General features: G+C 60.3%; 15 protein-coding genes. 7 read left to right on the forward strand and 8 right to left on the reverse strand.

Annotated features, from left to right (window positions below; genetic code table 11):
- Positions 1 to 143: 143 nt before the first annotated feature.
- From hutU to BKX96_RS03430, 4 genes are all read right to left on the reverse strand, one after another.
- The gene (hutU, locus tag BKX96_RS03415; RefSeq protein WP_077182700.1) at positions 144 to 1,823 is read right to left on the reverse strand and encodes a urocanate hydratase; all 1,680 of its coding nucleotides are present in this window, start codon (positions 1,821 to 1,823) and stop codon (positions 144 to 146) included.
- Between the two features lie 393 nt (positions 1,824 to 2,216).
- Positions 2,217 to 2,969: a histidine utilization transcriptional repressor HutC gene (hutC, locus tag BKX96_RS03420; RefSeq protein ID WP_046815611.1), complete on the reverse strand. Its 753-nt coding sequence runs from the start codon at positions 2,967 to 2,969 to the stop codon at positions 2,217 to 2,219.
- Positions 2,970 to 3,094: 125 nt separating this feature from the next.
- On the reverse strand, positions 3,095 to 4,447 hold the full coding sequence (gene gudD, locus BKX96_RS03425; RefSeq protein WP_046815610.1) for a glucarate dehydratase: 1,353 nt from the start codon (positions 4,445 to 4,447) through the stop codon (positions 3,095 to 3,097).
- A 42-nt stretch (positions 4,448 to 4,489) separates the two neighbouring features.
- Positions 4,490 to 5,857, reverse strand: coding sequence for an MFS transporter (locus BKX96_RS03430; RefSeq protein WP_077182701.1), 1,368 nt, complete (start codon positions 5,855 to 5,857; stop codon positions 4,490 to 4,492).
- A 384-nt stretch (positions 5,858 to 6,241) separates the two neighbouring features.
- Here BKX96_RS03430 and BKX96_RS03435 point away from each other — a divergent pair, with 384 nt between their 5' ends.
- From BKX96_RS03435 to BKX96_RS03460, 6 genes are all read left to right on the forward strand, one after another.
- Positions 6,242 to 6,958, forward strand: coding sequence for a FadR/GntR family transcriptional regulator (locus BKX96_RS03435; RefSeq protein ID WP_077182702.1), 717 nt, complete (start codon positions 6,242 to 6,244; stop codon positions 6,956 to 6,958).
- Positions 6,959 to 7,288: 330 nt separating this feature from the next.
- The gene (locus BKX96_RS03440; RefSeq protein WP_077182703.1) at positions 7,289 to 8,539 is read left to right on the forward strand and encodes an OprD family outer membrane porin; all 1,251 of its coding nucleotides are present in this window, start codon (positions 7,289 to 7,291) and stop codon (positions 8,537 to 8,539) included.
- Between the two features lie 160 nt (positions 8,540 to 8,699).
- On the forward strand, positions 8,700 to 10,055 hold the full coding sequence (locus tag BKX96_RS03445; protein WP_077182704.1) for a spinster family MFS transporter: 1,356 nt from the start codon (positions 8,700 to 8,702) through the stop codon (positions 10,053 to 10,055).
- A gap of 82 nt (positions 10,056 to 10,137) precedes the next feature.
- Positions 10,138 to 11,112 (forward strand): AraC family transcriptional regulator, encoded by a 975-nt coding sequence (locus BKX96_RS03450; protein WP_046815605.1) that lies wholly within the window; start codon positions 10,138 to 10,140, stop codon positions 11,110 to 11,112.
- A 95-nt stretch (positions 11,113 to 11,207) separates the two neighbouring features.
- Entirely contained in the window at positions 11,208 to 12,314 is a 1,107-nt protein-coding gene (locus tag BKX96_RS03455) for an NAD/NADP-dependent octopine/nopaline dehydrogenase family protein (RefSeq protein ID WP_046815604.1), read from the forward strand.
- Complete coding sequence (locus BKX96_RS03460) at positions 12,314 to 13,312, forward strand: 3-hydroxybutyryl-CoA dehydrogenase (protein ID WP_046815603.1); 999 nt, start codon at positions 12,314 to 12,316, stop codon at positions 13,310 to 13,312. The genes BKX96_RS03455 and BKX96_RS03460 overlap by 1 nt, the downstream gene beginning before the upstream one ends.
- A 52-nt stretch (positions 13,313 to 13,364) precedes the next feature.
- On the opposite strand, the gene BKX96_RS03465 is transcribed toward BKX96_RS03460, so the two are convergent.
- From BKX96_RS03465 to BKX96_RS03475, 3 genes are read right to left on the reverse strand one after another with little or no spacing between them, the layout of a single operon-like run.
- Positions 13,365 to 14,033 (reverse strand): GNAT family N-acetyltransferase, encoded by a 669-nt coding sequence (locus BKX96_RS03465; protein ID WP_046815602.1) that lies wholly within the window; start codon positions 14,031 to 14,033, stop codon positions 13,365 to 13,367.
- A gap of 17 nt (positions 14,034 to 14,050) precedes the next feature.
- Positions 14,051 to 14,497, reverse strand: coding sequence for a GNAT family N-acetyltransferase (locus BKX96_RS03470; RefSeq protein ID WP_046815601.1), 447 nt, complete (start codon positions 14,495 to 14,497; stop codon positions 14,051 to 14,053).
- A gap of 9 nt (positions 14,498 to 14,506) precedes the next feature.
- Complete coding sequence (locus BKX96_RS03475) at positions 14,507 to 15,130, reverse strand: FMN-binding negative transcriptional regulator (protein WP_046815600.1); 624 nt, start codon at positions 15,128 to 15,130, stop codon at positions 14,507 to 14,509.
- A gap of 90 nt (positions 15,131 to 15,220) precedes the next feature.
- Here BKX96_RS03475 and pdxR point away from each other — a divergent pair, with 90 nt between their 5' ends.
- The gene (pdxR, locus tag BKX96_RS03480; protein ID WP_077182705.1) at positions 15,221 to 16,747 is read left to right on the forward strand and encodes a MocR-like pyridoxine biosynthesis transcription factor PdxR; all 1,527 of its coding nucleotides are present in this window, start codon (positions 15,221 to 15,223) and stop codon (positions 16,745 to 16,747) included.
- A gap of 2 nt (positions 16,748 to 16,749) precedes the next feature.
- On the opposite strand, the gene BKX96_RS03485 is transcribed toward pdxR, so the two are convergent.
- Positions 16,750 to 21,282 carry a dermonecrotic toxin domain-containing protein gene (locus tag BKX96_RS03485; RefSeq protein ID WP_077182706.1) on the reverse strand — a complete coding sequence of 1,511 codons (4,533 nt, stop codon included), beginning with the start codon at positions 21,280 to 21,282 and terminating at the stop codon, positions 16,750 to 16,752.
- Between the last annotated feature and the right edge of the window lie 102 nt (positions 21,283 to 21,384).

Genomic DNA, 21,384 nt, shown 5'->3' on the forward strand with positions numbered 1-21,384 from the left:
CAGTTTCCTCGGGAAAGGGGCTGGATAGTCATTGCGGGTTGTGCACCCCTGTAGGCGCGAGCTTGCTCGCGAAGGCGTCTTTCCTGACACACCTGGGTGCGTCATTCGCTGGCAAGCCAGCTCCTACAGGGTGGGCTAATGCGTTATTTGCCGGTGATCATCGGCAGGTTCAGCCCCTGCTCCCTGGCGCAGTCGATGGCGATCTGGTAACCGGCATCGGCATGACGCATCACGCCGGTCGCCGGGTCGTTGTGCAGCACGCGAGCGATTCGCTCGGCCGCTTCATCGGTACCGTCGCAGACAATCACCATGCCCGAGTGCTGGGAGAAGCCCATGCCGACGCCGCCGCCGTGGTGCAGCGACACCCAGGTCGCGCCGCTCGCGGTGTTGAGCAGGGCGTTGAGCAGTGGCCAGTCGGACACGGCATCGGAACCGTCCTGCATCGATTCGGTTTCGCGGTTCGGGCTTGCTACGGAACCGGAGTCCAGGTGGTCGCGACCGATCACGATCGGCGCCGACAGCTCACCGCTGCGCACCATTTCGTTGAACGCCAGGCCCAGCTTGGCGCGCAGGCCCAGGCCCACCCAGCAGATACGGGCCGGCAGCCCCTGGAAGCTGATGCGCTCGCGGGCCATGTCCAGCCAGTTGTGCAGGTGGGCGTCGTCCGGGATCAGTTCCTTGACCTTGGCGTCGGTCTTGTAGATGTCTTCGGCGTTGCCCGACAGCGCCGCCCAACGGAACGGGCCGATACCGCGGCAGAACAGCGGACGGATGTAGGCCGGTACGAAACCCGGGAAGTCGAAGGCGTTTTCCACGCCTTCTTCCTGGGCCATCTGGCGGATGTTGTTGCCGTAGTCGAAGGTCGGTACGCCCATTTTCTGGAAGTCGAGCATCGCCTTGACGTGCACGGCCATCGATTGCTTGGCGGCCTTGATCACGGCAGCCGGCTCGGTCTTGGCGCGCGCGCGGTATTCGTCCCAGGTCCAGCCGGCCGGCAGGTAGCCGTTGAGCGGGTCGTGGGCGCTGGTCTGGTCGGTGACCATGTCCGGGCGCACGCCGCGCTTGACCAGTTCCGGGAGGATTTCAGCGGCGTTGCCGAGCAGGGCGATGGAGATCGCCTTGCCTTCTTTGGTGTACTTGGCGATGCGGGCCAGCGCGTCGTCGAGATCCTTGGCTTGCTCGTCGACATAACGGCTTTTCAGGCGGAAATCGATGCTCACCTGCTGGCATTCGATGTTCAGCGAGCAGGCACCGGCCAGTGTCGCAGCCAGAGGCTGGGCGCCACCCATGCCGCCCAGGCCGGCGGTCAGTACCCACTTGCCTTTGAGGTCATCGTTGTAGTGCTGGCGACCGGCCTCGACGAAGGTTTCGTAGGTGCCCTGGACGATGCCCTGGCTGCCGATGTAGATCCAGCTGCCGGCGGTCATCTGGCCGTACATGGCCAGGCCCTTGGCGTCGAGTTCGTTGAAGTGCTCCCAGCTCGCCCAGTGCGGCACCAGGTTGGAGTTGGCGATCAGTACGCGCGGGGCGTTGGCGTGGGTCTTGARCACGCCGACCGGCTTGCCGGATTGCACCAGCAGGGTCTCGTCGTCGTTCAGGTTGGTCAGGCTCTCGACGATCTTGTCGTAGCACTCCCAGTTACGCGCCGCCCGACCGATACCGCCATAAACCACCAGTTCCTTAGGGTTCTCGGCGACTTCAGGGTCGAGGTTGTTCATCAGCATGCGCAGCGGCGCTTCGGTCAGCCAGCTCTTGGCGGTCAGCGTGTTACCGCGGGCAGCGCGGATTTCAACGTCACGAAAGCGTGGGGTCTTGGTCGTCATGGTCATCTCCTCATTCAGCGGTCAGTGGCGTGGCATCGGCAAACAAGGATGTACATGTATGCTTATACCAACCTGTATGTACAAGTGAATGCAAGTGAAGGGCCAAAATCGTTCTGAACGGATGCAGCGCAATTCAGAATCGAATAAAAATTGAATTAAAACAGTTAGTTAACAAAAACAAGAAAAAGAGGGAAATGCAAAGAAGCACGAAAATTCTGTTGCAACTTTGCAAGGGTTTGCTGCGGCGGTGAGCATCCCGTAACACTTTTGTGCGAAAAGAAACGCTGGGTTGTCACTTTTTTGCCATATTTGGCCCTGGCAGTAACAGCCCCTGCAGGGTGTCTGCAACAGCAGCCTTGTCGAGCGGCAAGCGGGGGCCGCTCGACGGATGAATCAGCTGCCGAACTTGCCTTCCAGGCGATAACGCGAACCCGGATAGACCAGTCGCGCACAGCCGACCTGGCCTTTGGCGGCCCAGGTACGGCGGCGAATCAACAGGCACGGCTCGTACCGTTTTATTTGCAACAGCTTGCATTCCGCAGATTTGGCATGGATCGACTCGACCACGTGTTCGCCTTCGGTCAGCGGGGCCAGCTGGATCAGATAGGCGTAGGGCGTGACCTTGGTAAAGTCCTGCTGCAAGTAAGCGGGTGCGACCTCGGCATTGACGAAGCGTTCTTCAATCTGCACCGGCACGCCATTCTCGTGGTGCACCACCACCGAATGGAACAGGCGCTTGACCCCCTCCAGGGGGAAGGGCATGGACGCGCGGGCCCGTTCCGGCATCTCCTCAAGCACGATCACTTCGCAGCGATGCTCATGACCCCGGGCCTCGATTTCTTCTGCGATGTTGTGGATCTCGAACAGCGCGGCATGCCCCTTGGGCTCCGCCACGAAGGTGCCAACCCCTTGCATGCGCACCAGCGCGCCTTCGATGGTCAGTTCGCGCAATGCGCGGTTGATGGTCATGCGACTGACCCCCAGCAAATTCAGCAATTCGCTTTCAGACGGAACCTTGGAATTGGGTAGCCAGGCACCGGAGCGGATCTTCTGCATGATGATTTGCTTGACCCGCGCATACAGGGGGGAGGGGCTCTCGAGAGAAAAGGACTCGAGAGGCGCATTGTCCTCAATAGATTTGGCCACGTTTATTCCTGAATTGAAAAAAATTACCCCGACAAGCTTGGCGGCCAGTTTACCGAGCTACGACAGATACGCCTATGTGTAAACAATGTGGCGCAGGGGTGGGGCACCTTGGGTGCCCCCAACGATCAGCGCACCAGGCAAGGTTGCTTGTTGTTGAAGCTCCAGCCAGGAATCAGGAACTGCATCGCGACGCTGTCATCCCGCGCACCCAGGCCCATGCCTTTGTAGAGTTCGTGCGCCTTGGCCACGGCGTCCATGTCGATGTCTACCCCCAGGCCGTGCCGGGTCGGCACCTTGACGTAGCCACCTTCGATTTTCAGCGGCTCCCTGGTCAGGCGCTGGCCATCCTGCCAGATCCAGTGCGTGTCGATCGCGGTGATCTCACCCGGTGCGGCGGCCGCTACTTGAGTGAACATGGCCAGGGAGATATCGAAGTGATTGTTGGAATGAGAGCCCCAGGTCAGGCCCCATTCGTGACACATCTGGGCCACACGAACCGAGCCCTGCATGGTCCAGAAGTGCGGGTCGGCAAGTGGGATGTCGACCGATTGCAATTGAATGGCGTGGCCCATTTCGCGCCAGTCGGTGGCGATCATGTTGGTCGCGGTTTTCAGGCCCGTGGCACGGCGGAACTCGGCCATCACTTCGCGCCCTGAGTAGCCATTTTCAGCACCGCACGGGTCCTCGGCGTAGGCGAGGACATGATGCTGGTCCCGGCACAGGCGGATGGCTTCCTTGAGCGACCAGGCGCCATTCGGGTCAAGGGTGATGCGTGCGTCGCAAAAGCGTTCAGCCAGGGCGGTGACCGCTTCGATTTCTTCATCGCCGCTCAGTACGCCACCCTTGAGCTTGAAGTCGTTGAAGCCGTATTTGGCCTTTGCAGCTTCAGCCAGGCGCACGACCGCCTCGGCGCTCATGGCTTTCTCGTGGCGTAGCCGGAACCACTCGTCTTCAGCGTCGGGCTCGTTGCGGTAGGCCAGGTCCGTGACATTGCGGTCGCCGATGTAGAACAGGTAGCCGAGCATTTTCACTGCATCGCGTTGCTGCCCTTCGCCCAGCAATGCTGCCACCGGCACCTCGAGGAACTGACCCAGCAGGTCGAGCAGCGCGGCTTCCATCGCGGTCACCGCATGGATAGTGATCCGCAGGTCAAAGGTTTGCAGGCCGCGACCCGCCGCATCACGGGATGCAAAGGTGCTGCGCATCTGGTTGAGGATGCGTTGGTACTGGCCAATGGGCTGGCCGATCACCAGGCTGCGAGCGTCTTCGAGCGTTTCGCGGATGCGTTCGCCACCCGGTACTTCGCCCACGCCAGTGTTACCGGAACTGTCCTTGAGAATGACAATGTTGCGGGTAAAGAATGGCCCGTGGGCACCGCTCAGGTTGAGCAGCATGCTGTCGTGCCCCGCGACGGGGATGACCTGGAAACTGGTGACGACAGGGGACTGGGTGGTGTTGGCGGCATGTTCAGCGTTCATGGCAAATTCCTGCGAAATATGGTCGTTCAGGGATCAAGGGGATCAGTGGGATTTGCTCAGGGTCGCACCCGTTGCAGCGGTGGTTGGCGGCGTCAGCAGGGAGGATGCTTTCGGCGCAGTCCTGGCGAAAAACACCAGGATCGCGGCGAGCACCGAAGTGCCGGCCAGGCCATAGAGGCCGCCCTGGATCGACCCGGTGGTCTGCTCCAGGAAACCGAAGGTTGTCGGTGCCACGAAGCCGCCCAGGTTGCCGATCGAGTTGATCAGCGCGATGACAGCGGCGGCGATACGTGCATCCAGGTAGCCCTGGGGAATTGGCCAGAACAGCGAAGACGCCGACTTGAAGCCGATGGCCGCGAAGCAGATGGCGACGAAAGCAAAGATCGGCCCGCCGGTGGTGGACAGGAACATGCCGGCCGCAGCAATCAGCAGGGCGGTGGCAACCCAGGCTTGCTGGAACTTGAACTTGCTCGACAGGGTGGCGAAGGAGTACATGGCGATGATCGAGATCAGCCAGGGAATCGAGTTGAAAAACCCGACCTGCACGTCGCTCAAGTCTCCCATCTTCTTGATGATGCTGGGCAGCCAGAAGGTTGCGGCGTAGATCGTCAGTTGAATGCAGAAATACAAGGCGCAAAACAGCAGGATCTGACGATCTTTGAGCAGCTTGCCAAGGGTCGGTTTCACTGTGCTCAGTGCTTCGCGCTCGCGTTGTTCCTGATCGATGGCGCCGACCAGTGCATCTTGCTCTTCACGCGTCATCCACTTGGCGTCGTGGGGTTTTGAGTCAAGCCAGAACCAGACGAAAAAGCCCAGGGCTACAGAGGCCAGGCCTTCGATGGCGAACATCCACTGCCAGCCGTGAAAACCGAAACCTTCGATCTGCAGCAGGGCGCCCGAGAGAGGGCCTGAAATCAGCGAAGCAACGGCTGAACCGCTGAGGAAAATGGCAATGGCTTTGCCGCGCTCCACGCCTGGCAGCCAGCGGGTGAAGTAGTAGATCACGCCGGGAAAAAAGCCTGCTTCGGCCACGCCCAGCAGAAATCGCAGGATGTAGAAATGGGTTTCGTTCTGGATGAACGCCATCAGCGTGGCGACGATGCCCCAGGTGAACATGATGCGGGTCAGCCAGATACGTGCGCCGACTTTTTGCAGCAGCATGTTGGAGGGCACTTCGAACAGCGCGTAGCCGATGAAGAACAGGCCTGCGCCCAGTCCGTAGGCGGCAGCGCCGATACCCAGGTCATGTTCCATGTGCGTGCGCACGAAACCGATATTGACCCGGTCGATGTAGTTGAGGATGAACATGATCACGAAAAGCGGGAGCACATGTCTGTTTACTTTGCTCACGGCCCGCGCGAGATCTGAATCACTTTCTGGAACGACGGATGCGTTGCTTGAATTGTTCAAAATTCAATTCTCCCACTGATTATTTTTATGCGGGTTTTAGCGTGACACCGGCGGCTTGTTGGGATCTGTGGTGCGCCTTGTGTTGATAGACATCATACAAGTGGCTTTTCTGAATCGCAATGCGGTGGGCTGCGTTTTGTTGACGTAATGGACGGCGAAAAATAGTCATCAGGTTATAAAGCCTATGTTTATTGGGGTGTTTGCCCTGTAGGTAGAGCGGTTCGGTGCGCTTTCGCAAGCTGGTCGGAGGGAAAGGCCTGCAGCTGCGATTCAGTTTATTGATGTGTTGTCATACAAGTAGGCGCTATTTTTGATCAAGTCCGGCGGAGTACGTTCGCGCGGGTGTTAAGCTCTCAAGAGCGAAATTCCGTGGACTCAAAACCTATGCAAACTGAAAACGGCATCCCTGTCCGTAGACGTTCTACCAACCTGGCCCAGGGCGTGGTCGAGGCGCTGACCCAGCGCATTTTGCTCGGCCAATTGAAGCCAGGCGAAAAGCTGCCCTCGGAATCCACCATCGTTCTCGAGCATGGCGTGAGCCGCACCGTTGTCCGGGAGGCCATCTCTAAGCTGCAAGCGGCGGGTCTGGTAGAAACACGCCACGGCATCGGCACGTTTGTATTGGCGCAACCATCGCAGCCAGGGCTGCGCCTGCATGTGGATACGGTGGCAAGCGTCAGGAGCATGCTCGAACTGAGATTGGGCCTGGAGGTGCAGGCTGTTGCACTGGCAGCGGTGCGCAGGACTGATGATCAGCTCGCTCGCATGCGCCAGGCCTTGAGTGATTACCAGGCTTCGCTGGCCAACAACGACAGTTGCGTCGAGGAGGACAAGCGCTTCCATCAGATCATTGCCGAGGCCACCGGCAATACCTTTTTCACCGAGATCATGCAGCACCTGGGCAATGCAATGATTCCTCGCACCCAAGTGAAGGGTGACGAACGTGGAGGCGCCGACTTTGCGCAATTGGGGCAGCTGGCGAACAGGGAACATGAAGCTATTTTCAACGCGATCAAGCGGCAGGATCCCGATGCGGCTCGGGCTGCGATGGTCTTGCACCTGACCAACAGCCGGGATCGTTTTTCGGGAGAAACTCTGTAATCCCGTAACCTGCGCATTCACCCCCTTGTTCCTTCAGCCTCCACGCATCGAGTGGCAGCGCCGCCGTGCCTGCGCACCACATTCCTCCTGCGGGCCGACTAAGGGAAACCTTTAGCCGGGTTGGAGATTTCCCCCTTTCGGATGCTGTTCATCTTGATACCGGCGCGGCGTCTACTCGCTTACCTTGCGTAGACCCCGGACGTGTCGTCGTAGTGGATTGTCCATTGAGCTCGCCTGGCGCCATAACAACAAGAAAGCGGTTTTTGTGTTTCGTTTGACACTGCTCCTATAAATACAGTGCCCAGGCACATACAGATGTGGAGATGTTGGATGTATCAGGTAAAGCAGTCTTGCCGAGGGCTCGGTATTGCCAGCGTGTTGGGGATGATCTGTTCGCCATTGGCCGCACAGGCCGATGTTATCGATGACAGTCACTTCAAAGTGGATACGCGTAACTTTTACTTGAATCGCAACTACACCAATACCAATGCGCCGGTTTCCGAAGTGCACAGTTGGTCCCAGGGTTTCGATGCGCAGTTCACCTCCGGTTACACCGATACGGCCTTGGCCATTGGCCTGGATGTGGATGCGCAATACGCCGTGCGCCTGGATTCGTCGGGCAATGACGGTTCGTTGCCTTACAGCGTGAGCGAGCAGCAGACGGCCGATGACTACAGTCGCGCCGGTGCCACTTTCAAGATGCGCTACAGCAAGACCGAGTTGAAGGTCGGCGATCTTCGCCCGCAATTGCCGGTGGCGTTCGATGACACCAGCCGGCAACTGGATACCATCTACCAAGGGGCTGTGGTCGAGTCCAGGGAAGTGGACGGATTGACGATGACCGGCGGGCGTTTCTGGTCTGCGGTGACCCGCGAATCATCCAATCACGAGAAACTCTACAAGTTTGGCTCCACCGATAATCTCGACAGCGACGGCCTGGATTTTGGCGGCGTTACTTACGACATTACCAAGACTTTGCAAGCCAGTTACTTCTACGGCGTGTTGCACGACATTTATCAGCAGCACTATTTCGGTCTGATGCACATGGCTGATCTGGGTAACGGCTACAAACTCAAGACCGACTTGCGTTACTTCAATAACAATGAAGACGGCAGTGCCTTGAACGGTGAGATCGACAACCGTTCCTACGGTGCCTTGTTTACCCTGCTCAAGGGGGCGCACATGTTTGGCCTCAGTTACCAGCGCATGCTCGGCGACAGTGTGTTCCCGACGATGAACGGCTACATCCCGCAACCTTACCTGGTGCACTGGTCGTCACTGGGGTTTGTCCGCCCGGATGAAAAGTCCTGGGGGGCGCGCTACAGCTATGACTTTGCCGGCATGGGCATGCCAGGGCTGAAGCTCTACACCCGCTACATCAAGGGCACGAACTGGGACCGTGGCGGCAACCTGAGCGACAATCAGGAAAGCGAACGTTTCCTGGGGCTCAGCTACGTGGTACAGAGCGGGGCGCTGGCAGGCCTCGGGCTGGACCTGCGCAACATCGATGTGAAACAGAAGTACGGCTACGACTACAACGAATTCCGTGTCGCCACGACCTACACCTGGAAGTTCTGGTAAGTCCAGTCCAGCCAGCGCTTGACCCCATAACAATAAGAGGCCTGACCATGTTCGAACCCATTGTCCTTTGCATCTGCCCTGCAACTTTCCAGTCGGCGCGCCGTGCACCGTTACCCGGCGCGCTGCGCCCATGAGCGGATTCCAGAAGGAGCAAACACTAGTGAATATCCAGGTCGACAGTACGGTCCTGCAAAACAAGAAAACCTACCTCTACGAGTGGTACGTGGTCGGTTTGTGCATGATCGCCTACATCTTTTCATTTGTTGATCGACAGATCCTGGCGCTGATGATCGAGCCGATCAAAGCCGACCTGCAGATCAGCGACACTCAGTTCAGCCTGCTTCACGGGCTGGCCTTTTCGTTGTTCTATGCCTTCATGGGCATGCCCATCGCCTATCTGGCGGACCGTTTCTCCCGGCCGAAAATCATCGCCGTCGGCGTCGTGTTCTGGAGCCTGGCGACGGCTGCCTGCGGCTTGAGCAAGAACTTCCTGCACATGTTCCTCGCCCGCATTGGCGTCGGCGTCGGCGAAGCGGCCCTGTCGCCCTCGGCCTACTCGATGTTCAGCGACATGTTCCCCAAGGAAAAACTCGGCCGCGCAGTCGGCATCTATTCGATCGGTTCGTTCGTCGGTGGCGGCCTGGCCTTCCTGGTGGGTGGCTATGTGATCGCCATGCTCAAGGACATGAACACCATCGAGGTGGCCTTTCTCGGTGCGATGAAAGCCTGGCAGCTGGCGTTCTTCATTGTCGGCCTGCCCGGCATCGTGGTCGGCCTGCTGATCTGGCTCACCGTGCGTAACCCGGCGCGCAAGGGCCTGCAGGTCGATGCGCAGGGCAGGGCCAGGAAGGTCGGGATGACTGACGGCCTGCGTTTCCTCGGGCGTCACCGTGCCACCTTCGCCTGCCATTATCTGGGCTTTTCGTTCTACGCCATGGTGCTGTTCTGCATGATGAGCTGGAGCCCGGCGCTGTATATCCGCAAGTTCGGCCTGTCGCCGATGGAAGCAGGCTACATGCTCGGCACCGTACTGCTATTGGCCAACACCGCCGGGGTGCTGTTCGGTGGATGGCTCACCGATTACCTGGCCAGGAAAGGACATCAGGATGCCGCGATGCGCACCGGCGTCATCGGCGCCCTCGGCATGGCGGTGCCAGCCGTGCTGTTCCCCCAGGCTGATCAACTGTGGCTGTCGGTGACCCTGCTGGTGCCGGCGATGTTCTTCGCCTCGTTCCCGATGCCGGCGTCCACGGCGGCGATGCAGATTCTTGCGCCGAACCAGGTGCGTGCACAGGTCTCGGCGGTGTTCCTGCTGATCAGCAATTTGCTGGGGTTGGGCCTGGGCACCACCTTGGTGGCGCTGTTGACCGACCGCTACTTCGGATCGCCCGCGGCGGTAGGTTCGTCGATGTCGCTGGTGATCTGCGGGGCGTCGGCGTTGACTGTGCTGCTGCTATGGCACGGCTGCCGCCGTTTCCGCGAAAGCTATGCACGGGAGTACCCTGCCCAGGCGTGAAGTAAATAGTCCATAGTGGTGCTTCAGCCTCGCTCCGTACAACGCAGCGGGGCTGATCCGCTTCAGGTCAGGAGAGCCTCTGATGTTGAATGACGTACACCTGCTGGAACGGCACAGCCTGCTCAGTTCAGCCGATTACCGTGAGATCAAGGACAAGGTCAGCCACTACCTGTGCCCGCACAGCTTCAACGTGCTGCGTGACGAGCCCATTCATACCCGGCTCAACGGCGTGTTCTTCGGCACTTCGGCGCTGCTCGACCTGCGCTATGGCGCGCCGGTGGAGATCACGATCGGCGACATTGCCGATCAGTACCTGTTTCGCATCACCTTGCAGGGGCATTGCGAAGTGGCCCACGGTCGGCGCAGCGCGGCAATGCAGTCGGGCTACCTGAGCGTTTCCTCGCCGTTCGCGCAAAGCCGCATCGTCACCGATGGCGAGTGCCGCAACCTGATCCTGCGCATCGACCGTGATGCCCTGCAGATGCAATTGCAACGCTTGCTCGGTCGCAGCCTGCGCCAAGCGGTGATCTTCGATGTCAGCGTCGATCATCGGCGTGCCGGCATCGTCAGCCTTTATCACACCCTGGACTACATCTGCCGGCTCTACGGCAGCGGCGTCGACGGTTCGCGCCTCGCCAGCGGCCTGTCCGACTACCTGATGCAACTATTGCTCACCCAGTTGCCGCATAACTACGGCGCGGAGCTCTTGCTCGATTCGCGCGCGCCGCTGCCGCACCACGTGAAGAAGGCCCGCGACTACATCGAGGAGCACCTCGACCAACCGATCAGCCTGGCGACCCTGAGCGAGCTGTGTGGTGTCTCGGTGCGTACCTTGCAAAACGGCTTCAAGCAGTTTCTCCAGCAAGCGCCCGTTGAGTACATCCGCGACCGGCGCCTGGCGGTGATCCACGAGTCGCTGCAGCAGGGCAAGGGCTGCGAATCCGTCACCGATATCCTGTTGCGTCACGGCATCAACAGCTTCGGGCATTTTTCCAGTGCCTATCGTCAACGTTATGGCTGCCTGCCGTCGGACACTTTGCGGCGCAAGAAACATTGAGACGCCTGCGTAATCCGTGAGTCGGCTGCGCAATCGGATAAGCCTGCGGCGGCACCACTCGCTAGCATCGAGTCTCTTACAAGAGGAGTGACTCCATGAAGATTACGGTGCTGGGTGGTGGACACGGCTGTTATGCCGCTGCTGTCGAAATGGCTGAAAAGGGGCATCAGACCCGCCTGTGGCGTCGCGATTCTGCTGCGCTCAAAGAGCTGCTGGCGATCGGCAGCCTGACCATCAAGGACTATCGCGGCACTCGCCAGCTATCGGTCGGCAATCCAGGTGACAAGTTGTCACTGACCGACAACCTGGACGAAGCCCTGGCCGACGCGCAGCTGATCATCATCCCGCTGCCAGCGACCTCCCACGAAGATTTGGCCAGACACGTGGCGCCGCATCTGCGCGACGGCCAGGTGGTGTTCCTGCCACCGGGCACTTTTGGCAGCTACGTGTTCGCCAAGGCCATGGCCGACGCCGGCAACCGCAGCAAGGTCGCCTTCGCCGAGACCGGCACGCTGCCGTACCTGGTGCGCAAGCATGGCGCCAGTGACCTGGTGATCAGTTGCTATGCCAGCCGTCTGCCGACTGGCGTGTTCCCCAGCCACCTGTCCGAGCATGCTTTTGCGGTGCTGCGTGAAGCCTACCCGAGCATCGAGCCGATCGAAGACGCCCTGAGCGGTGCATTGATGAACGCAGGTCCCATCATCCACCCGCCGCTGATCATGATGAACGCCGGTCCCCTGGAGCATTTCGAGGCCTGGGACATTCACAACGAAGGCACCCAACCGTCGATTCGCCGCGTGACCAACCAGCTCGATGCCGAACGCATGGCCGTGCGCGAAGCATTGACCTACGGCGCGCCGCACTTCCCGCTGGCTGATCACTACAACAGCAGCGCTGGCGAGGAATGGATGTACGGTCGCGGTGCCCATGGCAAGCTCACCGACAGCGGCGACTGGCGCGAAGACATCGACCTGCAAAAACATCGCTACATGCTCGAAGACACCCGCCTGGGCCTGTCCTTCCTGGTGTCCGTTGGCCGCTGGGCCGGTGTGCCGACCCCGGTTGCCCAAGGCCTGCTGAGCATTGCCTCGGTCGTTGCGGGGCGCGATCTCTACGCCGAAGGCCGCACCCTGGAAAACCTGGGTCTGGCCACGCTGAGCCGGGCGCAGATGACCGAACTGCTGACCAGGGGTTACAACTGATGAGCGCCGCGCTGCCCCAAGTCACCGTGGTCGGCGCCGGCCGCATGGGCGAGGGCATTGCCCTGGCGTTCATCCATGCGGGCCTGCCAGTAACCCTCATCGACATCAAGGATCGCGCCGAGGATGAGCGCCACGGCTACTTCGAGCGGGTGCGCACCAACCTGCGCGGCGAGCTGCAGATGCTGGTACGCCTCGGCGTGCTCCAGTCGGAGCAGTCGGATATCGCGCTGTCGCGGTTGACGCTGTTGTCCAGATCCGAGGCCGCCGAGGCCATGCACGTGTGCGACCTGGTGTTCGAAGCCGTGCCGGAAGTCATCGAGGTCAAGCAGCAGACCTTTGCCTGGGTCAGCGAACATGTCCCGGCGACGGCCATCATCGCCTCGACCACCTCGACCTTCCTGGTCACCGAGTTGAGCGAAATGGTCAGCGGGCCTCAGCGCTTCGTGAACGCGCACTGGCTCAATCCCGCGCACCTGATGCCGCTGGTGGAAGTCAGCCGCAGTGAAGCGACCTGCCCCCAGGTGGTGGAGCGGCTGCTGCAACTGCTCAAACGCATCGGCAAGGTGCCCGTGGTGTGCAATCCGGTGGCGGGCTACATCGTGCCGCGCATCCAGGCACTGGCGATGAACGAAGCGGCGCGGATGGTGGAAGAGGGCGTGGCCAGCGCCGAGGATATCGACACCGCGGTGCGCGTCGGCTTTGGTTTGCGCTTCTCGGTGCTGGGCCTGCTGGAGTTCATCGACTGGGGTGGAGGCGACATTCTCTACTACGCTTCGCGTTATCTCAGTGGTGCGCTGTCTCCACGTTTCGAGTCGCCGCAGGTGATCGCCGACAATATGCAAAACGGCCGCAATGGCCTGCGCGATGGCCAGGGTTTCTACGATTACCGTGACCTGGACGTGGACGCCTACCGGCAGCAGCGTCTCGGCGACTTTGTTCGCAAGCTGGAGTTGTCGGGGTTGACGCCTGCGTTCGAGGGCGCCTTGAGGCAGGCCTGAGCGTCAGGGGCAGCGGCCAAGGCGAGGGAGTTTTCACTCCCTCGCCGGTGTGTTACCCCCGACACTCCGCCAGGCCTTTGACCTGTCCCGAAGCCGTCTGGTTTTCGTCGCTCAACCAGCGTTCGAACCCTGCGCCAATCGCCGGCCACTCCGAATCGATGATCGAATACCAGGCGGTATCGCGGTTCTGTCCCTTGACCACCATGTGCTGGCGGAAGACGCCTTCGAAACTGAAACCCAGGCGCTCGGCGGCGTACTTGGAGCGGGCGTTGCCGTTGTTGCATTTCCACTCCAGGCGCCGGTAGCCGAGGGCGAACGATTCCTTGGCCAGCAGATAGACGGCCTCTGTGCTTTTGGGGGAGCGTTGCATCGGCGCGCCGAAGGTCACGTGGCCAATTTCGATGCGGCCCTGGGCCGGGACGATCGACATCAGGCTGAGGATGCCTTGCACCTCGCCGCTGGCGCGGTCGATCACGCTGAAGAAGTAGGGATCGCTACTGGCGGCGTGGTTGTTCAGCCAGTCGTTGAAGACGCTGCGCTCCGGGAAGGGACCGTAAGGCAGGTAGTCCCAGAGTTTCGGGTCGGCCCCCGGGCCTTGCAGGGCCTTGAACAAGTCGTCGCCGTGGCGCGCCGGGTCGAGTTTTTCCAGGCGGATGAAACGCCCTTCGATCAGTTGGACGGTCGGGGCCGGGACGCCTTTCCAGTCGGCGAGTGAAGTCATGCTGTTCTCCTTGAACCTTAAATGGCTTTGCGAAACTGGATGAAACCCGGACGCTCGGCGATGCGCTCATAGAGCTGGATCGCCGTGGCGTTGGTTTCGTGGGTCAACCAATGCACCTTGCAGCAGCCGTCTGCCTTGGCGGTGGCATAGACAAATTCGATCAACTGACGGCCGACGCCCGTGCCTCGGGTTTGCGGTACCACCAGCAGGTCCTGCAGGTAGCACGAGTTTTCGATGCTCCAGTTCGAACGATGGTAAATGAAATGCACCATGCCTACCGCTTTGCCGTCAGCCCAGGCGAGGGCGGCGTGGGTCGGTTCGTTCGGGTCGAGCAGGCGCTGCCAGGTGCTTTGGCTGACGACGTCCGGCAGTTCGCTGTTGTAGAAGCGCAGGTAAGCCTGCCACAACGGCAGCCAGGCGGCGTGGTCGTCGGCGTTGACCGGGCGGATTTCGATCTGACTCATGTTCATTCCTCAGGGCATCAAGTGGGCGAGGGCCTGGTCCTGTGCGTCGGGGCTGGCAGCCAGCCCTTCGCGCACGCCGGCGATATCGGCGGCATTGCGGTTCTGGCTGAGCTTGCGTTTGCCTTGCAGGCGCTGGATCGGCAGGGCGAAACCGACGATGGCCTTGAGCATGCCGTCGATGTAATCGGCGGGTGCATCGGCGACTTTCCACGGTTGCGCACGACCGGCTTCATGTCGATCGGTCAAGGCGCTGACCAGCGTGCGCAGGCGATCGGCATCGGTGAACACTTCGGCGCTGCCATAGGCGTGCACGGCGACGTAGTTCCAGGTCGGCACGACTTTGCCGTGCTCGGCCTTGCTCGGGTAGAACCCGGGGCTCACATAGGCTTCGGCACCGGCAAAGATAACCAGTGCTTCGGCACCGTCCTGCAGTTCCTTCCACTGTGGATTGGCCTTGGCGAAATGGCCATACAGGGTGCCGTTCGGTCCCTCGTCGGGGTTCAGCAGCAAGGGCAGGTGACTGGCTTGCAGGCCCTGTTCGCCATGGGTGACCAACAGGGCGAGGCGGGTACCGAGGATCTGTTGCTGCAGCGCTTGCAAATCATTGAAGGCGAAACCATTGGGCGTATACATGGAAATATTCCTTGGCGGATGTCTGCATCCTAGGCAGGCTATTGGTCTGTTGTAAGAGCCATTAACGTCGAATTTCATGGGTCCATTTTCATGACGGATGTGCCGCTGTCCCTATCCTTCAACCCGGCGGGTATCGAACTCGACCGGCGTCAGGGGTTGAGCCGCCAGCTCTACCAGGCCTTGCGGGCCAGGGTGCTGGATGGGCGACTGGCCAGTGGCACGCGGTTGCCGGCCAGCCGTGACCTGGCGGCGGCGCTGGTGATCTCTCGCAACAGTGTGGTGCGCGCCTACGATCAGCTTTACGCCGAAGGGTTTATCGAGGGGCGGGTGGGGGACGGGACTTATGTCGCGCAACTGCCCCAGGCGTCATTGCCGGGCAAGAAAGCTACGAAAAAAGGGTCGGCGACTGCGTCGAAGCAATGGCTGGATTTGCCGCTGGTAGCGCCTGAAAAGCGCCTCTACAGCGGTGCGCTACAGCGTGTCGAAAACAACCATTTGCCAACGCCGCCGAGTGGTCCGCCCCGGGCTTTTCGGGTCGGCGTGCCAGCGTTCGATCTGTTTCCGTTCGAGGTGTGGGCCAAATTGAATGCGGCGTTCTGGCGTAAACCGGATTTGCAACAGCTGTGTTATGGCGCACCTGAAGGGGACGCGCGGTTGCGCGGGATGATCGCCGCGTATTTGCGCAGTTCCCGTGGCATGCAGTGCACTGCCGGGCAAATCGTCATCACCAGTGGCGCGCAACAGGGGATCAGCCTCTGTGCGCAGTTGCTGGTGGAGCCGGGGGACGGGGTGGCAATTGAAAACCCCGGCTACCGCGCGGCGGGTCATGCGTTCGCGGTGGCCGGCGCACGATTGCACGGCGTGGCGGTGGACAACGAGGGCATCGATTGCAAGGCGTTGGCGGGGTTGGGCGATTGTCGCCTGGCCTATGTGACGCCTTCACATCAATACCCCACGGGGGTGGTGATGAGCCTGGCGCGGCGTCTGGAATTGCTGGCCTGGGCCGAGCGCGCCAACGGCTGGATCGTCGAGGACGACTACGACGGTGAATACCGTTACAGCGGCGCCCCCCTGGCGCCGCTGGCGGCACTTGATCGGCAGGGACGGGTGCTCTACGTCGGAACGTTCGGCAAAGTCGCCTTTCCGGCCTTGCGCCTGGGTTATCTGGTGCTGCCACCGGCGCTGGTGGACGCGTTTTCGCAGCGTCGAGCGGTAGACGTACGACATTCAGAGGTCAGCACCCAGGCGGTGATGGCCGAATTCATGGCCGCCGGACACTTTCAACGGCACATCCGGCGCATGCGCCGCGCAGCGTTGAGCCGACGCAACACCTTATTGACGGGGTGGCCGCAGGACATCGCCGGAGTTGGCGATCTGCCGGGCGTGGCGGCAGGGCTGCACTTGACGGTCGCGGTCGACTCCTTGGCCCGTGAGCGTGAACTGATCGATAAAGCCGCCAGGGTCGATGTCGAAATCAACGGGCTGAGCAGCTACTGGTTGCCGGATTCGCAGGAGCCGGCGGACCAGCGTGCGGGGCTGGTCCTCGGTTTTGCGGCGGTGCCCGAGGCTGCGATCAATGACGCGCTCGGACGTCTGGACAGGGCCTGGCGCGAATAGCCTCAGCGCCTGGCTTTTGGTTCCAGTGGCCAAAACAGCTTGCGCAGCTCGGGGTCGACGAGCTTTCGCAGGACACCATCAATGGGCTCGATCGTGTTCAAGGCGGTTTGTTGTTCGGCGGACAAGGTCTTCAGATACTCGTCGGCAACTTTAAGGTGTGCCGCAGTAGGACGGTCGGCAGGGCTGGATAAATTTTCATAGTGAAAATGCGCCACCCAGAAAGCCTTGCCGTTGGTCTTGTCGAGAATCCGGTACTCCTGGAAGAAGTCGCCCATCCCTTTGGTCTGGATTCGCCCTCGCTGGCCGGGTTCGATGCCAACCTGCGTGTTCTCCTGCAGCCATTTGAAAGCGGTTTGCGTCGGTTTGCGCTGCTTGTACAGCGCCGCTCGAACGCTGACGCCTGCTTCACGCATTCGGCGGGCCGCCGTACGCAATTCGAGGCCCAAGCCGCTCACCGGCGGCGGGTCGCCGTCTTCGTCTTTCATCCGGATCAACGCCTGGTCGACGCTGTTGGCGCTTTGCTCCAGTCTGAGCGCCTGTTGATCGAACACATCCTGTATGTCAGCGGGTATGCGCCTTGGGCGCAACGCGTCTTTACCGTTGCGCTCGATGAATCTGGCTGTATCCAGGTTCAGTTCAATGGCGGCCTCGATGAGCTCCACATCCTTGAGTGTCGAGGCCGGCTGCCGGCGGATGACTGGCGCGATGGGTGTGAGGGGATCATCCGCAGTTTTGCCAGGTTCGCTTTTGGAGGGGGCCTTGGGCCGGGTTTTCCGGACTTTGGCCGGTTGATGGGAAGAGGACGGGTGACTGCTCGTCGTGGGTCGTTGTACCGGCTTTGGTTCTGGCTCCGGCAGCAACGCCTGGAGTCGGGTCTGAGCCAATTGCGCGAATTCGGCAATCAACCCTCGCAGGTGTTGGAGTCGGGGGCGCCTGACCAGGTCGGGGTAGGTGTCCGGCAGTTCCTGGAGGCGCTGGTCAGCGTCGGCGAAGGTTTCAATCAGCGTGTCCAGGTCTTCGATCCGTGTCTGCAACGGGCTGTTGTCTTTGCCCGACTTTGTAAAGTCCACCACTTGAATGGCGGCTTTGGCGGAGCTCACGATGATCTTGCCCACGGCATCCCTTGCCTGGGTCATCAGGGGGCTGTCCTTGTCTTCAAGACACAGCTCCTGGGCCATGCCTAACTCGTTGGCTTTAAGATCGAGCACGGTGAACGATGGCGAAAGTTTCTTGAATTCCATCGCTCTCTCGATGCCGGCCCTTCCAGCCGCACGCAGACCCTCGATGGTCGATTGTGAAAGCTCGAGTTTTTCGACCATTTCCTGGCTCAGGTCAGTCGCCAGCTGAATGTTGGCCACGTAGGTTTTTATGGGCATCGGTTCTGTCTGGCCAGCGTCGGTCATCATCCTTGTCGCCCGGGCATACTCGGTTCTTTTGATGACGAACCACAGCGCCAGGCTCTTCTGCAGTGACGTGCTCAGGCTCAGCAGTTCATAGACATAGTTTTTCGTCCCGCCGAGGGTGCGCCATTCACGGAGCTTTTCCAGCGCTTGCTGATACGCGGTAATGGTAAGGCCCAGCTTTTCCGAATACGCCAGGCTGAGGCTTGTGAAATTTTCCGAGGTGGCCTTTTGTATGTCGGTTTGCAACGTTGAAAGCTCGGTTTCCATCACCTTCGCCTGATCGTTGAAGGAACCCAGGACCGCCTCCAGTTCCAGCAGGCGCACCTCACTGGAAGCGACCTGGGGTTTGCTGAAGGCATTGCCGCCACCCCCGCGCAGGCGCAAGCGCAGGTCGATGAACCAATGGCCTTTGGCATCATGAGTGAGCAGCGGACCGCTGCGATTCAAGTCGTCAGGGTCAACGATATGCGCCTGACCCTCGCCGCTGACCATGACCTTGAACCATCGCTCGCCGACCTGGGCAAAGGTGCCGTTGGCGATTTGATAGAGATGAGGAGGTTTTACGTTGATCTTTGTCACGTTCTTGTCAGTAATATCGATGGCCACGACTTTGAAAGTGTCCAGGTAGGCACCCAGCGCCATCGGGGTTCGACGAGGTACGGAGCCGGCCACTTCGAGCGAGGAGCGGTGCTCGGGGGCCAGTTCGGCGACCAGCGGCACCGGGTCGAACTTGACGGCGACGGGCTCGACCCCGGCTTGCGATGGTTTCTCGATCGACGACCGCGCAAGTCTAGAGCCGGCCAGGGCATTGCGCCGCATCACCGCGTGCTGGCTGAGGATAATGCCGGTGATCAGCAGCAGGTCCGATACCGACGTCCATTCGATGAAGGTGTCGCCTCGATCCCTGGCGTCGATGGCCTGCTGGATTTCGTTAATGGTCTGCCAGACCCAGACGGCCGTTCCGACAGCGCCGGTGAGAAAATTCGAAGTGACGGCGAACAATGCCCAGCTGCTTTCCCTGAGCAAACTCCAGCGCCGTTCGGCGTTTGATTGTGACTGGCGGTCCGCCAGGTCGACCAAGGCCTGGGCATTGCTTTTGAACAGTGTCGACAGGACATTCCCGGTTATTTCGTCATACTCGAATGTCACGCGTCCGAACCCGTCTCCTTGTTTCAACAGGTTGACCAGCTGTTCAGCGACGATCCACGGGGATGGCAGGCCGGTGGGGAAAACATACTGGGCATACTCATAGCTGCGGGTATTGTCCTGCAGCCATGCCAGCACGGAGTCCCGCAGCTCCCCGGGTTGATGCAACGCGTACAGCAGGTTTTGTCGAGAGGGAAACTGCAGCAGGGGCTGGTCCTGCATCGGTCGATACAGCAGGCAAGGCCCGCTTTCGACCTCTCGAGGGCAGATGAGGAACATGTTCTGGACGGTGTCACTGCTGCTGATCAGACGGTGTTGCGGCGTCAGCTTGAGCGGGTAGATGGCGATGGTGTGGGGGGTGTCGGTATTGCTGTCGAACAACTCGCAGATGAACCGGTAGCCGTGTTCATCAATGCCCGACTCGTGTTTGACCTTGCCTTCGAGAGCCAGCAACGGTAACAGCAGGCGCAACTGGTCGCAGTAGAAATTTTCCTGGCGTCGGGATTCGACAGGTTCATTGATCAGCTTGCGCTTGATCAGGGCAGGGTAAGCCTCGCCGATGTCGACCTGTGCCGCCAGACTGGTGAGGAATGCCGGTGTGAGCCATTGCGGCACAGCCTGATCGTGCAGGAACGATACCGTCGCCATGTAGGGCGCCTGGTTTTCCAGGGCAAAATCGGCAAGGGTCTCGGTGCGGTGGTCGAGTGGGTTGGGCAGGGTGAAGTTATCCGCGGTAAAACTGTTGGTGATGTTGATCCGCAGCTCATTGAGCGGCAGTTTCGCAGCATCGATTGCGCGGGTATCGGCGATGATCGCTTCAACCATCAAGCGCTGGGCATAATCGGTGATGGACGGAATCTCGTTTCTCGCTGCCTTGTGCTCTGGCTGGCGATAAAGCTTGCCCAATGCCGTGATGTAGCGGCTGTAGTCTTGAATGTCCATGGGCGAGGCGTTGCGCAACCAATCGGGAATCGCCGCGTGCAGTTGCCTGAGCCGCGCGTGTTCGGTTTCGTCGAGCCCGCTTTGAAGTTCCGCGTCATCGTTCACGGGGTTCTCCGCAGACCTCATGGCGTCGATGGCATCGAGCTGTGATGAGACCAGGGCCCAGGCCATGTGGTCAAAAACGTTGCCGTCAGGCTCGAAAAGCCGCCATGTCATGGTGCGCCCTTCGAGCGGATCCCCCAGGCGGGCGGGCAGCGAATTGCCCAATTGTTCCATTGAGCTGAACGACTCATAACCGCGCTCGATGGTGTACATCACCAGCAATTCGCGTTCACGGCATGTGGCCTTGAGCGCCACGGCCCCGCCGATCAACAGGTGTCTGTTGGCCGTGGTTTCAACGATGTCGATGTCGATCAGGCATGCCTGAATGGCCGACAGGTCGCTGTTCGAATTTTTTCGTGTGGCTCTGTCCGGATTATTGAACACCTCGCGCGCCATCGCGCATTCGTCGGCGTCCCAGCCTTTGATCGTTTGCACATTCAGCGCGTTGCGCAGCGAATCGGACAGCTCCTGCCAGCGGGGGATCTTCTGGCCGTTGTGGTTCCAGTAGTCGAGCTGTCGCTTCTGCAGTTCCAGGAATAACCGAGGCACTGAATCATTGAGGGCCCAGGCAATGTCTTCGATGCTGACAGCAAGATGAACCGGGTCGTTGGCGTCGGATTCCAGGGTCAGGAAATGTTCGCCTTCGAGGTAGTTGGCGGTCGTGCCATACAGGCTGTGCCGGACGAGCGTAGCGGTGAGTGACATGAATTCGATCGGTCCCGTCTCGACTTGATCGTTGACCACCAGCCATTTCGGGGTGGCGATGAGCGTTTTGTCGGGATCGATTTTCAATTCTGGATAAAGGGTTGCCAGTTTCTCGCGTAGCAGGTCGGATGCGACTTCGCTCGGCAGCGGGCCGTGGCTGGTCTGGCTGACGAGATCGCTTTGTTCCATGAGCGCCGTCGAGTCATCCGGGGCGCCTGGTGAGGGGGTGCTGGTCATGTTGGATAAGTACCTGGGTGCGTTGATGAGGGCAGCAAATGCCGCTTGTATCCAAGGTAACGGGAGGCCGAGAGCCCAAGGCGGTAACTATTTATGCTTTGA

Origin of the sequence: Pseudomonas putida (assembly GCF_001976065.1) — a bacterium.
Lineage (GTDB): Bacteria > Pseudomonadota > Gammaproteobacteria > Pseudomonadales > Pseudomonadaceae > Aquipseudomonas > Aquipseudomonas serbica.